The sequence below is a fragment of the Streptomyces sp. NPDC056503 genome (genome assembly GCF_042794995.1).
GTDB lineage: Bacteria > Actinomycetota > Actinomycetes > Streptomycetales > Streptomycetaceae > Streptomyces.
The window spans coordinates 1-13,127 of record NZ_JBHTST010000118.1; the positions used below are offsets into that span (position 1 = coordinate 1).

Here is a 13,127-nt window from a genome sequence, read left to right on the forward strand (position 1 = left end):
GCGCCGGGGCCCCCCCCCCCCCCCACCCCCCGGGGGCCGACGCGCGGGGGGCGGCCCCCGCCGGGGGCGGCCCCCCCCCCGGCCCCGCGCGCGGGGGCCCGGCCCCCGCGCCCCGCCGGGGCGCGGGGCCCCGCCGTCTCAGTCCCGGGAGACGGCCGAGGAGAGGGCGTGCAGGCGGAGCGCCAGCTGTATCTCCAGGGCGCGGGAGGGCGACTGCCAGTCCGGGCCGAGGAGCCGGCCCACCCGCTCCAGGCGCTGGGCCACGGTGTTCACGTGGACGTGCAGGTCGTCCTTGGTGCGGGCCGGACTCATGCCGCTGGCGAAGTAGGCGTCCAGGGTGCCCACCAGGTCGGTGCCGCGCCGGCGGTCGTAGGCGACGACCTGGCCGATCGTCCGCTCCACGAAGCCACCGATGTCCCGGCCGTCGGCGAGCAGCAGGCCGAGGAAGCCGAGGTCCTCGGCGGCCGCGCCCTCGCCCGCCCGGTGCAGCAGCCCCAGGGCGTCGAGGCAGCGGCGGGCCTCCTGGTACGCGCCCGCCACCCGGTCGGGATGGTCGAGGGGTGCCAGGACGGGCGCGGAGGCGCCGACGGTGACGGGTTCGCGCAGGGCGCCGCCGAGGTGGCGGGCGGTCTGGCGGGCCAGCTCTGCGGCGTCCTCGCCGGGGCCCAGCGGCAGCAGGAGGACCGTACCGCCGTCGCGGGCCGAGGCGAGGCCGCTGCGGGTGGCGGCGAGGTGGGAGGCGGCGGACCAGAGCCGCTGCCGGTCGGCGCTCTCGCGGCCGGGCTCCCCGGCGTCAGCGGTCGGCCCGGCCCGGTCGACGCGCGCGGCGAGCACCACGTGCGGGGCGTCGCTGTCGGTACGGAGGCGGGCCGCGCGCTCGCGCAGCAGACGGCGGTCGCGGTCGGGGGCGTCGAGGAGGTCGTCGAGCAGCTCGCCCCGCACCCGCTGTTCGGCCTCGCCGGCCGAGCGGCGGGCCAGCAGCAGCAGGGAGGTGACGAGCGCGGCCCGCTCCAGGGTGCGCAGGTCGACGGGGTCGAGGTCGGGCCGGCCGCGCAGGACGAGCGCGCCGAGGCGCTCGCCACCGGCGGAGACCGCGGCGACCCAGTCGTCGCCCTCGCGGACCGCGTGTCCGCCGGTCCGGCGGGCGCCGCCCGCGGAGGCCTCGGTGAACTCGACCGTGCCGCCGAGGACCTCGGAGACGGCCTCGGCGACGTCGTGGACGCCGCCGCCGCGCAGCACCAGCTCGGAGAGGCGGTCGTGGACCTCGGAGGCGCGCTCGATGACGGCGCTGTGCTCGCGGATGATGTCGTTGGCCCGCTCCAGCTCGGCGAGGGCGGAGCGGGTCTCGGCGAGCAGGTTGGCGGTGTCGATGGCGACGGCCGCGTGGGCGGCGAAGGAGCCGAGGAGGGCGACCTGCTCGCGCTCGAAGACCCGGGCGCGGCGGTCGGCGGCGAAGAGCACCCCGATGACCTGGCTGCCGAGGCTGAGCGGCACGCCGAGGATCGCGACCAGGCCCTCGTCGCGGACGGCGGAGTCGATGGTGCCGGTGTGCTGGAAGCGGTCGTCGCCGAAGTAGTCGGCGGTGACGTAGGGGCGGGCGGTCTGCGCGACCAGGCCGCCGAGCCCCTCGCCCATGCCCAGCCGGACCTGCTGGAAGCGGGCGGAGACGGAGCCCTCGGTGACCCGCATGTAGGTGTCGCCGGCCACCGGGTCGTTGAGGCTCAGATAGGAGACCTCGGTGCCGAGGAGGGCACGGGCGCGCTGGACGATCGCGCGCAGCACGGCGTCGAGGTCACGGAGTCCCGCGAGGTCGTGAGCGGTGGCGAAGAGGGCGGACAGCTCCGCCTCGCGGCGCCGCCGGCCCTCCAGCTCCGCCCGCACCCGCAGGGCGAGCTGCTTCGCCTCCTCCAGCCCGGCCAGCGCCTCGGGCCCCGCGCCGCTCGCGCGGGCGAGGAGCACGGGCCGGTCGTATGCCTCCGTGGCGGCTCCCCGGGCGAGGAGTTCCAGATAGGAGACGTGTTCGTGGGACATGGACACAGGAATACCCGCCGGGAGTGTGGTCGCACCACCCTGTGGACCGCTCCTGTGGACAACTCGTGCGGGGGCGTCGCTAGTGGGCCGTCCAGCCGCCGTCGAGGGTGAGGGAGGTGCCGGTGATGAAGGAGGCCTGGGGGGCGCAGAGGTAGAGGACGGCCTCGGCGACCTCCTCGGGCTCGACGAGCCGCTTGAGGGCCGAGTCCCTGAGCACGACCTCGGTGAGGACGCGGTCCTCGGGGATGCCGTGGGCGGCGGCCTGGTCGGCGACCTGCCGTTCGACCAGGGGCGTGCGGACGTAGCCGGGGCTGACGCAGTTGGAGGTGACGCCGTGCGGGGCGCCTTCCAGGGCGGCGGTCTTGGAGAGGCCCTCCAGGCCGTGCTTGGCGGCCACGTACGCCGATTTGTAGGCGGAGGCGCGCAGGCCGTGGACGGAGGAGAGGTTGACGATGCGGCCCCAGCCCTGGGCGTACATGTGCGGCAGGGCGCCCCTGATGAGCCGGAAGGGGGCCTCCAGCATCACGGTGAGGACGGTGTGGAAGACCTCGGGAGGGAAGCTTTCGAGGGGGCGGACGAGCTGGAGGCCGGCGTTGTTGACGAGGATGTCGGCGCCGGCCGCGGCCTCCTCGGCGGCGTCCAGGTCGGTGAGGTCCAGGAGGTGGGGTTCGACGGCTCCCGGCAGGCCGCCGGCCCGCGCGGCGAGTTCCGCCAGGCCCTCGGCGGCCCGGTCGACGGCTCTGACCCGGGCCCCGGCGGCGGCGAGCCGGAGCGCGCCGGCGCTCCCGATGCCGCCGGCCGCGCCGGTGACGAGCGCGGTGCGGCCGCCGAGGTCGAGGGCGAGGGCGGCCGGACGCGGCAGCCCGGCCGGGGCGGAGGGATCGGCGGCGGTCGTGGGAGCGCTCATGCCCCGCACCCTATGAACGGCTCGCGACCCTACCGATGTGCTGCCGATCCATACTTCAGTCCGCCTGAGTGGTGCGGAACCATGTGGGTTCGTCGGCGAGCGCCTTCTCGATCCGCCGCAGGGAGAAACGCTTCATCTCGGGAAGGGCGTCGACCTCGAACCAGCCGACGTCGATCGACTCGTCGTCGTTGACCCGGGCCTCGCCGCCGACGGCCCGGCAGGCGAAGGCCACGTCCATGTACTGGCAGACGTCCCCGTTGGCGTAGACGACGGGCTTGCGCAGGGTCTCCACCAGGAGCACCCGCTCCGGAACGCACACCACCCCGGTCTCCTCCTCGACCTCGCGGACCGCGCAGTCCGCGGGCTGCTCGCCGGGCTCGACGATGCCGCCGATCACCGCCCACGCCCCGGTGTCGGCGCGGCGGCCCAGCAGGACCCGGCCCCGGTCGTCGAACACGACGGCGCTGACCCCGGGCAGGAACAGGAGCTGGTGCCCGGCGGTCTTGCGCAGTTCTCGGATGAAGTCAGGGGTAGCCATGGGCCCGACCCTAGATCACCTTGCCGGGCGGGCGTTCCCGGGCGGGCGCGGGAGTCAGGAGCGGGCGCGCCGGGCCCGTACGCCACGGGCCGCGGCCCAGCCGAGTCCGGCGGCCGCCACCGCGGCCAGCAGGGCCTCCGGGAGGGTGCCGAGCCGGGTCGCGGGCGTCCGCGTGGAACGCAGGGGCACCTCCTCGACCAGGTAGTCCGGGGTGAACATCGCGGTCTCGGAGACGATCTCGCCGTCGGGTCGGATGACGGCGCTGACGCCGCTGGTGACCGGGACGACGACGGCGCGGCTGTGTTCCACGGCCCGGACGCGGGACATGGCGAGCTGCTGGTAGGTCATCTCGCTGCGGCCGAAGGTGGCGTTGTTGCTGGGGACGGTGAGCAGCTGCGCCCCGTGGGTGACGGTGTCGCGGACGGCCCAGTCGAAGGCGGCCTCGTAGCAGGTGGCGAGGCCGACCTTGGTGCCGGCGAGGTCGAAGACTCCGACCTTGGTGCCGGGGCCGAAGTCACGGGCGACGCGGTCGACGTTGCTGTTGAAGAGGCGTACGACCGAGCGCATGGGGATGTACTCGCCGAAGGGCTGGACGTGCCGCTTGTCGTAGGTGGCGACGGGGCCGCGGCCGGGCTCCCACTGGATGAGGGTGTTGCGGAGCTTGCCGGTGGGCGGGGCGATCACGGCGCCGATGACCGTGGGGGCCTTGACGGCGTCGACGGCGTCCTCGATGACGGCGGCGGCGTCCGGGTTGGCGTAGGGGTCGATGTCGGAGGAGTTCTCCGGCCACAGCACGAAGTCCGGCTGGGGCTTCGTCCCGGCCTTCACCTCGGCGGCGAGTTCGCGGGTGCGGGCCGCGTGGTTGTCGAGGACCTGGCGGCGCTGGGAGTTGAAGTCGAGGCCGAGGCGGGGCACGTTGCCCTGGATCGCGGCGACGGTGGCGGTGCCGTCCTCGGGGGCGTCGCTGACGAGCGGCAGGGCGGCGAGGGCGCCGGTGACCGGGACGAGGACGGAGAGCGCGGCGGCGGCCAGCGGTCCGCGCGGGACGGCGCCGGTGGCACGGTGGAGACGGACCACGCGGACGGCCTCGTAGAGGCCGAAGCCGCAGAGGGCGACGGCGAAGCCGAGCACCGGTGTGCCGCCGACGGCGGCGAGGGGGAGGAAGACGCCGTCGGCCTGGCCGAAGGCGATCTTGCCCCAGGGGAAGCCGCCGAAGGGCACGCGCGCGCGTGCCGCCTCGCCGAGGATCCACACCCCCGCGGCGAAGACCGGCCACCAGGGCAGACGGGAGACGGCCGCGATGCCGAGGCCCGCGGCGGCGACGAAGAGCGCCTCGATGGCGGCGAGGGCGATCCACGGCACGGGACCGACCTCCTCGCCGGTCCAGACGAGGAGCGGCAGGAGGAAGCCGAGCCCGGCGAGGTATCCGAGGCCGAAGCCGGCGCGGAGACGGCGCCCGTACAGGCTCCAGCCGAGGAGCGCGAAGGCGGGCAGCGCGAGCCACCAGAGGGGCCTCGGCGGGAAGCTCAGGTAGAGCAGGACGCCGGAGAGCAGGGCCGTTCCGGGGCGGACGAACCGCGCGGCCCACGCGAGGCGGCGCGTCCGGTCGTCGGTCGCGGGCGCGTCGTCGGCGGCGCCGGCCGCCTCGGGGGTGATGGTGGTGCTCACCTTGCGGAGTGTACGTGCCGTGCCTGTTGACGCCCGGTCCGGCACCGTGCGCGTCCGGGCCCCGCGCCACCCCCTGCGGGTCCGTGCCACCCGTACGCGCGCGTGCCGGTCAGGCCCCGGCGGGGGTCTGGGGCGGGGCCGGGTGGCGGAGCTGACCGCGGATGGAGTCGACCGCCCCCTCGGCGCCGTCGACGGTCACGGTGAAGCTCCGTCCGTCGGCGAGACGGAGCACCAGCCCCTCGCCCCGGCGGACGATGACGGCGGTGCCCCGGTCGGGGCTCCAGCGGTAGCCCCAGCCGCCCCAGTGCCGGGGGGTGACCCGAGGGGCGTAGTCGGCGTCGACGACCTCGGTGAACGGGATGGTCCGGCGGGGGACGCCGATGTGGCCGCAGCGGACCTCCATCGCCCGGTCGTCGACGCGGACCTCCACGTGGACGAAGGCGAGGGTGCCGAAGAGGACGAGGAGTCCGGCGGCGACGCAGCCGAAGACGGCCATGACGAGCGCGGCGGTGCCGGAGGTCCAGGGGGACTCGACGGCGAGGGTGATCCCGAGCCCCATGAAGGCGGCGCCGGCGACGGCGGCGACCCACTGGAAGCGGTTGGTCGCGCGGCCGGTCCACACGGCGGGTGGACGCCCGCCGGCGCGCACGCGCCGGGATTCCTTCCTCATATCGGGAATATTACCCAGACATGTCCGATTCAGCGCGCCGGAGCGGAGTCACATGGTGACTCTGTGTGACGATCCGGAGGGTCGGGGGATCCGAGGTCAGAGGGAGGGAGCCGGGGCGGCGGCGAGGAGCCGACCGGCGGCGTAGTCGAGGGCGGCCGCCGGGAGCGGGCCGGGGCGGCCGCTGAGCAGGACGGAGAGGGTGCCGGTCGGCTCGGCCCCGGGGGCCGGGGCGGCACCGACGCGACGCAGGGCCTGGGCGGCGACGGCGTCGGCGGAGCCGTGGAAGACGAGCGGCGGCAGCCCGGGGCGGCGGCGGACGGTCAGGGCGGCGAGGATGCGGTCCTCGACCAGCTCGTAGTGGGTGCAGCCGAGGACGAGGGCGCGGACGTCGGGCGGGGTCAGCTCGGCGGCGGCGGCGACGGCCCGGTCGATCGCCTCGGGGTCGGCGTGCTCGACGGCGTCGGCGAGGCCCGGACAGGGCACCTCGGTGACCTCGGCCCCCTCGGCGAACTCGCGGATGAGCCCGCGCTGGTAGGCGCTGCCGGTGGTGGCGGGCGTCGCCCAGATGGCGACCTTGCCGCCGGCCGCGGCGGCCGGCTTGATCGCGGGGACGGTGCCGATGACCGGGATGGCCGGTTCGAGGGCGGCGCGCAGGGCCGGGAGGGCGTGGACGGTGGCGGTGTTGCAGGCCACGATCAGGGCGTCGGGCCGGTGGGCGGCGGCGGCGCGGGCGACGGCGACGGCGCGAGCGGTGAGGTCCTCGGGGGTACGCGGTCCCCACGGCATGCCGTCGGGGTCGTTGGAGAGCAGCAGCTCGGCGTCCGGGCGGAGCCGGCGCACCGCGGCGGCCGCCGGGAGGAGGCCGATTCCGGAGTCCATGAGCGCGATCTTCACCCGGTCACCCTAGCCGATGGGCCCTGTATCCCCGGCGTTCTGGGGCAGACTGCGGCAAATGAGCACCCTCGCCTGGTTCGCTTCCGCCTCCCTGGTCGTCTGGGTCTGGCTCCTGCTCGGCCAGGGATTCTTCTGGCGCACGGACCAGCGCCTGCCGCGGACCGGTCCCGGCCCCGCCGGGCTCCGCGCGCGCGGGGGTCCCGGCCGGGCCCCCGCGCGCGTGGAGCGGACGGAGTGGCCCGCCGTCGTGGTCGTGGTGCCCGCGCGCGACGAGGCCGAGGTGCTGCCGCTGAGCCTGCCGTCGCTGCTGGCCCAGGACTATCCGGGACGGGCCGAGGTGATCCTGGTGGACGACGGGAGCACGGACGGGACCGGCCGGCTGGCCGTCGAGCTGGCCGCGCGCCACGCCGGGCTGCCGCTCAGGGTGGCGTCGCCGGGCGAGCCCGGGCCCGGGTGGACGGGGAAGCTGTGGGCGCTGCGGCACGGGATGGCGCTGGCACGCGCGCGCGGCCCGGAGTTCCTGCTCCTCACCGACGCGGACATCGCCCACGAACCCGACAGCCTGCGCCGGCTGGTGACCGCCGCGCTGGAGGACGACCGGGACCTGGTCTCGCAGATGGCCCGGCTGCGGGTGTCGAGCTTCTGGGAGCGGCTGGTGGTCCCCGCCTTCGTGTACTTCTTCGCCCAGCTCTATCCCTTCCGCTGGATCAACGCCGCCCGGCCGCGGGCCACGGCGGCGGCCGGGGGGTGCGTGCTGCTGCGGACGGAGACGGCGGTGGCGGCCGGAGTCCCGGACGCGATCCGTACGGCGGTGATCGACGACGTGTCGCTGGCGCGGGCGGTGCGGGCGGCCGGGGGCCGGATCTGGCTGGGGCTCGCCGAGCGGGTCGACTCGGTGCGCCCGTATCCGGGGCTCGGGGAGCTGTGGCGGATGGTGACGCGGAGCGCGTACGCCCAGCTCCGCTACCGGCCGGCGCTGCTCCTGGGGACGGCCGCCGGTCTCGTGCTCGTCTACCTGGTGCCGCCCGTCGCGCTCGTGGCGGGCCTCGCGGCCGGGGACGCGCCGGCCGCGTGGGCGGGCGGCGCGGCCTGGGCGGTGATGACGGGGACGTACGTGCCGATCCTCCGCTACTACCGCCAGCCGGTGTGGACGGCGCCGCTGCTGCCGTTCACCGCGCTCCTCTATCTGCTGATGACGGTGGATTCGGCGGTGCGGCACTACCGGGGGCGGGGCGGGGAGTGGAAGGGGCGGGTCCACTCGGGGGGCCGGACGCCTGCGGGCGGCGGGGAATTCACTCCCCGACACGGGGAGTAACCCGCCGAATTCGGCGCGTGTGCGCTTCGCTCTTCGGTGCCGGATAGACGATTCGGCATACCCAAGATCGCTTCTCCCACTCCTTCCGGACGCTTTTTCTTTATCTGTTCTTCATACCGGGAGGGAGCGGCCGGCGCCTCGGGGGCCGACCCATCGGTAACCCCCTCCCAGCTCGGGTTTTGCGCGATCATGGGACGACGGAGTGCCCGTTTTTGGCCTGTTCGCTCGGGTTGGGGATCCACAGCCACGAGAAGCCCGTCAAAGAAGCTGTTGAGCAGGCTCCCCAATCAGCAGATCGTGGGCTTAACTTATGTGCCATGACCTCCCCCCGCTCCAGCTATGGAGGCGGTTACTACACCGCGCCGTCCTTCCCGGACACCCCTATCTACGACTCCCTGGTCGCGGAGCGGGGCACGCCTCAGATCGCCCCGATCCGAGTGCCCGCCGCGTACGAGGCCCCCGTCGGCTACCCGGCGCCCGCGCCGACCGGCTCCTACCTGCCGGCGCTCCCGGCGGCCCTGCCCGCCCTCCCGTCCGCGCCGTCCCCCCAGCCGGCGCCCGCCTACCACGGCGGCGGTTACGGATACCCGCAGCCGGCCCCGCAGATGATGGCGCCCGCCCCGCTCCAGCCGGCGCCCACGCCGTACATCCCCCAGCAGCCCGCTCCGCCGCGCGGCTACCCGGGCGGACCGGTCCCCCAGCCGGCGCGGCCGGTGCCCACCGGCTACGAGGCGATGCGCCCCGCCGCCCCGCGCCCCGCACCGGCGCCGGTCCCGGCCCCCGCGCAGTACCACGACCCGTACAACCGCCCCTACCAGGGCGCCGGTTACTGACGGGCCCCGCGGACCCGGTCCCACCGGGGACGGAGCGGCTGGCAGGATGAGCCCATGGCTGATCCCGTCCTCCGCTCCGTCCACGTCCATCCGGTGAAGGCCCTCCGCGCGCTCGACCGCGCCGAGGCCGAGGTGCAGCCCTGGGGCCTCGCACACGACCGCCGATGGGCGCTCGTCGACGCCGGCGGCACCGTCATCACCCAGCGCCGCCACCCCCGGCTCGCCCTCGCCGCCGCCGAACCCCTCCCGGACGGCGGCCTGCGGCTGACCGCGCCCGGCCGTGAGCCGCTCGTGGTGGCCGTGCCGGCGCCCTCGGCCACGCTGACCATGGACATCTTCGACAAGGACGTGGAGACGGTGCCCGCCGGGGAGGCGGCCGCCGCCTGGTTCTCCGCCTACCTGGAGACCGACGCGCGCCTCGTGCACCTGGACGCGCCCGAACACCGGCGCCCCATCGACCCGGCGTACGCGCTCCCCGGCGATACCGTCAGCCTCGCCGACGGCTACCCGCTGCTCGTGACCTCCAGCGCCTCGCTCGACGCCCTCAACGCGCTGATCGAGCAGGGCGAACACGCTCACGAGGGCCCCCTGCCCATGAGCCGGTTCCGGCCCAACCTGGTCGTCGACGGCACCGAGGCGTGGGCGGAGGACGGCTGGACCCGGCTCACCGTGGGCGAGGTGACCTTCCGGGTGGCCAAGCCGTGCGGGCGGTGCGTGGTCACCACCACCGACCAGACGACCGCCGCGCGCGGCAAGGAGCCGCTGCGGACCCTCGGCCGGCACCGCAAGCTGGACGGCAAGCTCGTCTTCGGCCAGAACCTCGTCCCCGAACACCGCGGCACCGTCCGCGTCGGCGACCCGGTGAAGATCCTCGACTGACCGTCGGCCCGCCCCGCTCGACAGGCGGACCGGGCCCCCCGCGGGCACACTCGTCGGAGGAGCGACGAACGAGGGGGTGCCCGCACATGCGCGCAGTCACCGGACTCTGGCGCTGGCGCCACAATCCCCTGCGCCGCACGACGGACCTGGTCGAGGCGTGGGTGGCGCTCATGGCCGCCCTCCTGCTGTGCCTGGCGGTGCCCGTGGCCGGCTGGACGGCCGGCGCCGCCGCGCAGCACTCGCTCCAGCACGCGGTCCACGCCCAGCAGCAGGGGCGCGTGGAGACCACGGCGCACGTGCTCCGGCCCGCCCCGACGCCGCCGGGCGCCGCCGCGTCGAGCGACCAGGCCGCCGAACAGCGCTTCCGGCGCGCGGTCGTGGCCCGGTGGACCGCCCCCGACGGCACCTCCCGCACGGGCACGGTGACCACCTCCCGCGGCAGCTCCGCGCCCGGCGACGCCTTCGCCCTCTGGACCGACCGGGACGGCCGGCCGGTCGCGGCGCCGCTGGCCCAGGACACCGCCCGCGCCCACGCCGTCCTCGTCGGCCTGATGGCGGCCGTCCTCGCCGGAACGGGCGTCGAACTCGTCCGGCGACTGGTGATGCGCCGACTGCGCTGCCGCCGGTACGCGCGTCTGGACCGCGCCTGGGAATCGGTCGGCCCCGACTGGGGACGCACCGGCACCGGCAGCTGACGCCTGCCTGGAACCTTGGGTTCCGTGCCCCGTACGGGTGCGGCTCGACGACCCGTCAACCCCGCGCCGTCGCGCGCGCTACGGTGGGGCATCGGATCCACGATCCCGGACATCGGATCCACAACATCGGATCCACGATTCAGGACATTGGATCCACGACATCGGATCCAGAACTTTGGATCCCGTCCACTGGATCCGGTTCAGCGTCGACGCACGAGGCGGGGGCAGAGCACACCCATGGCACAGGGCACGGTCCAGGTGACGCACACCGGCACGTCGCGGTGGCGGCGCCGCACGGGCGAGTACGCCTCCCTCGCCGCCGCGCTGGAGGCGGCCGGCGACGGCGACGTCCTCACGATCGCGCCCGGCACCTACCGCGAGAACCTCGTCGTGACCCGGGCGGTGACCCTGCGGGGGCCCGAGGACGGGTCCGGACCCGTGCGGATCGCACCGCCGGACGGGGTGCCGCTGACGCTGCGCGCCTCGGCGATCGTGCGGGACCTGCACATCGAGGGCCAGGACGTGGCGGCGCCGGCGCTGCTCGTCGAGGACGGCACGCCCGAACTGCTCGACCTGCGGATCATGACCCGCTCGGCCGCCGGCATCGAGGTGCGCGGGCAGGCCAGGCCGACCGCCCGGCGCTGCACGGTCGACAACCCGGCGGGCGTCGGCATCGCGACCGTCGACGGCGCCGGCGGGGTGTTCGAGGAGTGCGAGGTCGTCGCGGCCGGGCAGGCCGGGGTGGCCGTGCGCGGCGGCGCGCACCCCCGGCTCGAACGCTGCCGGGTGCACCACGCCTCCGGGGCCGGGATCGCCGTCACCGGCGAGGGCAGCGGCCTGGAGGGCGTCGGCTGCGAGGTGTACGAGATCAAGGGCGCCGGGCTCCAGATCGCGGCCCGTGCCACCGCCCACCTCGTCGACTCCTCCGTGCACCGCACCTCCGGGGACGGCGTCACCCTGGACACCGACGCCGTGCTGACGCTCTCGGACTGCGACATCCACGACGTGCCGGAGAACGCGGTGGACCTGCGGTCCCGTTCGGTGCTCACGCTCACCCGGTCGACCGTGCGGCGCTTCGGGCGCAACGGCCTGTCCGTGTGGGATCCGGGCACGCGCGTGGACGCCCACCAGTGCGAGATCCACGACAGCACCGGCGACTACCCGGCGGTGTGGGTGAGCGACGGGGCGAGCGCCGTGCTCGACGCGTGCCGGGTGCACGACGTGCCGGACGCGCTGTTCGTGCTCGACCGGGGCTCCCGGGTGGACGTCGTGGACAGCGACCTCACCCAGGTGCGGAACACCGCCGTGTCGGTGAGCGACGGCGCCACCGCCCAGCTCGACGACTGCCGGATCAAGGAGGCGTCCACGGGGGCGTGGTTCCGCGACCACGGCAGCGGCGGCACCCTCGCCAACTGCACCGTGGACTCCGTGCAGACGGGCGTCATCGTCACCAAGGGCGCCGACCCCACGGTCGAGCGGTGTGTCGTCACCTCCCCCGCGGAGGCCGGTTTCTACGTGTCGGCCGAGGGCCGGGGCACCTTCCAGGGCTGCCGGGTCACGGGCAGCGGCGGCTACGGCTTCCACGTGATGGACGGGTGCCGGACGGTGCTGCGCCGCTGCCGGACCGAGCGGTGCGCGCGCGGCGGGTACGAGTTCCCCGAGGACGGTCCCGTCGTCGAGGACTGCACCGGCGACGAGAGCGCCGTCCGGACCCCTCCGGCGCCCGAGCCGGTGGCTCCGGCCCCGGTCCTGACCGCCGCCCAGCACTCCCCCGGCCTGCTCGGCGCCTTCCCCCCGCCGCGTGCCGCCGCCGCGCCCGCCCCGGCCCCCGCCCCCGTCCCCGCGCCGAGGTCCTCGGACGACGTGCTCGGGGCGCTCGACGGGCTGGTCGGACTGGACAGCGTCAAGCACGAGGTGCGGACGCTCACCAACATGATCGAGGTCGGCCGCAAGCGCCAGGAGGCGGGGCTGAAGGCCGCCTCGGTCCGCCGCCACCTGGTCTTCACCGGCAACCCGGGCACCGGCAAGACCACCGTCGCCCGTCTCTACGGGGAGATCCTCGCCTCTCTCGGCGTCCTGGAGCGCGGGCATCTGGTGGAGGTCTCCCGGGTCGACCTGGTCGGCGAGCACATCGGCTCGACCGCGATCCGCACGCAGGAGGCGTTCGACCGGGCGCGCGGCGGAGTCCTCTTCGTGGACGAGGCGTACGCGCTGTCGCCGGAGGACTCGGGGCGGGACTTCGGGCGCGAGGCGATCGACACGCTGGTGAAGCTGATGGAGGACCACCGGGACGCGGTGGTGGTGATCGTCGCCGGCTACACCGCCGAGATGGAGCGGTTCCTGACCGTCAACCCGGGCGTGGCGTCCCGTTTCTCACGGACCATCAGTTTCGGCGACTACACGCCGGAGGAGCTGCTGCGGATCGTGCGGCAGCAGGCGGACGACCACGAGTACCGGCTCGCGGAGGGCACGGACGACGCCCTCCTGACGTACTTCGAGAAGCTGCCGAAGGGCTCGGCGTTCGGCAACGGGCGGACCGCGCGGCAGACCTTCGAGTCGATGGTGGAGCGGCACGCGGGCCGGGTCGCGGGGGGGGGGGGGGGGCGCCCCCCCCCCCCCCCCCACCCACGCACCCCCCGCCCGCCCCCCCCCCCCCCAACACCACCGCCGCACGATAAAAAAAAAAAACAAAACCCA

11 protein-coding genes are annotated in these 13,127 nt (G+C 75.3%); 5 read left to right on the plus strand and 6 right to left on the minus strand.

All coding sequences use genetic code 11. The features are described from left to right. Positions 1 to 138: 138 nt before the first annotated feature. From ACFQ8C_RS28325 to ACFQ8C_RS28350, 6 genes are all read right to left on the minus strand, one after another. Entirely contained in the window at positions 139 to 2,031 is a 1,893-nt protein-coding gene (locus tag ACFQ8C_RS28325; RefSeq protein WP_383462568.1) for a helix-turn-helix domain-containing protein, read from the minus strand. Positions 2,032 to 2,110: 79 nt separating this feature from the next. Then, positions 2,111 to 2,938 (minus strand): 3-hydroxybutyrate dehydrogenase, encoded by an 828-nt coding sequence (locus ACFQ8C_RS28330; protein WP_383462570.1) that lies wholly within the window; start codon positions 2,936 to 2,938, stop codon positions 2,111 to 2,113. A 55-nt stretch (positions 2,939 to 2,993) separates the two neighbouring features. Beyond that, complete coding sequence (locus ACFQ8C_RS28335; RefSeq protein WP_383462571.1) at positions 2,994 to 3,476, minus strand: NUDIX domain-containing protein; 483 nt, start codon at positions 3,474 to 3,476, stop codon at positions 2,994 to 2,996. A 54-nt stretch (positions 3,477 to 3,530) separates the two neighbouring features. After that, a complete protein-coding gene (gene lnt, locus ACFQ8C_RS28340) occupies positions 3,531 to 5,144 on the minus strand; it encodes an apolipoprotein N-acyltransferase (protein ID WP_383462573.1) in 1,614 nt (537 codons plus the stop codon). Positions 5,145 to 5,253: 109 nt separating this feature from the next. After that, positions 5,254 to 5,814, minus strand: coding sequence for a hypothetical protein (locus ACFQ8C_RS28345; RefSeq protein WP_383462574.1), 561 nt, complete (start codon positions 5,812 to 5,814; stop codon positions 5,254 to 5,256). Between the two features lie 96 nt (positions 5,815 to 5,910). Further along, positions 5,911 to 6,708, minus strand: a complete 798-nt coding sequence (locus ACFQ8C_RS28350) for a glutamate racemase (protein WP_383462576.1) — start codon at positions 6,706 to 6,708, stop codon at positions 5,911 to 5,913. A 58-nt stretch (positions 6,709 to 6,766) separates the two neighbouring features. Here ACFQ8C_RS28350 and ACFQ8C_RS28355 point away from each other — a divergent pair, with 58 nt between their 5' ends. The 5 genes from ACFQ8C_RS28355 to ACFQ8C_RS28375 all read left to right on the plus strand — a co-directional run. After that, on the plus strand, positions 6,767 to 8,023 hold the full coding sequence (locus tag ACFQ8C_RS28355; protein ID WP_383462578.1) for a glycosyltransferase: 1,257 nt from the start codon (positions 6,767 to 6,769) through the stop codon (positions 8,021 to 8,023). A 317-nt stretch (positions 8,024 to 8,340) separates the two neighbouring features. Then, positions 8,341 to 8,856, plus strand: a complete 516-nt coding sequence (locus ACFQ8C_RS28360) for a DUF6643 family protein (RefSeq protein WP_383462580.1) — start codon at positions 8,341 to 8,343, stop codon at positions 8,854 to 8,856. 54 nt (positions 8,857 to 8,910) lie between these two features. Beyond that, positions 8,911 to 9,735 (plus strand): MOSC domain-containing protein, encoded by an 825-nt coding sequence (locus ACFQ8C_RS28365; protein WP_383462581.1) that lies wholly within the window; start codon positions 8,911 to 8,913, stop codon positions 9,733 to 9,735. An 86-nt stretch (positions 9,736 to 9,821) separates the two neighbouring features. Continuing rightward, entirely contained in the window at positions 9,822 to 10,430 is a 609-nt protein-coding gene (locus ACFQ8C_RS28370) for a hypothetical protein (protein ID WP_383462582.1), read from the plus strand. Positions 10,431 to 10,667: 237 nt separating this feature from the next. Next, the coding region (locus ACFQ8C_RS28375) for a right-handed parallel beta-helix repeat-containing protein (RefSeq protein WP_383462584.1) at positions 10,668 to 13,127 on the plus strand (2,460 nt) is incomplete at its 3' end.

Bases quoted from the DNA above. Each gene is read 5' to 3' on its own strand.
- ACFQ8C_RS28325 (WP_383462568.1), bottom strand. From the start codon at position 2,031: ATGTCCCACGAACACGTCTCCTATCTGGAACTCCTCGCCCGGGGAGCC.
- ACFQ8C_RS28355 (WP_383462578.1), top strand. From the start codon at position 6,767: ATGAGCACCCTCGCCTGGTTCGCTTCCGCCTCCCTGGTCGTCTGGGTC.
- ACFQ8C_RS28365 (WP_383462581.1), top strand. From the start codon at position 8,911: ATGGCTGATCCCGTCCTCCGCTCCGTCCACGTCCATCCGGTGAAGGCC.
- ACFQ8C_RS28330 (WP_383462570.1), bottom strand. From the start codon at position 2,938: ATGAGCGCTCCCACGACCGCCGCCGATCCCTCCGCCCCGGCCGGGCTG.
- ACFQ8C_RS28360 (WP_383462580.1), top strand. From the start codon at position 8,341: ATGACCTCCCCCCGCTCCAGCTATGGAGGCGGTTACTACACCGCGCCG.
- ACFQ8C_RS28345 (WP_383462574.1), bottom strand. From the start codon at position 5,814: ATGAGGAAGGAATCCCGGCGCGTGCGCGCCGGCGGGCGTCCACCCGCC.
- ACFQ8C_RS28335 (WP_383462571.1), bottom strand. From the start codon at position 3,476: ATGGCTACCCCTGACTTCATCCGAGAACTGCGCAAGACCGCCGGGCAC.
- ACFQ8C_RS28370 (WP_383462582.1), top strand. From the start codon at position 9,822: ATGCGCGCAGTCACCGGACTCTGGCGCTGGCGCCACAATCCCCTGCGC.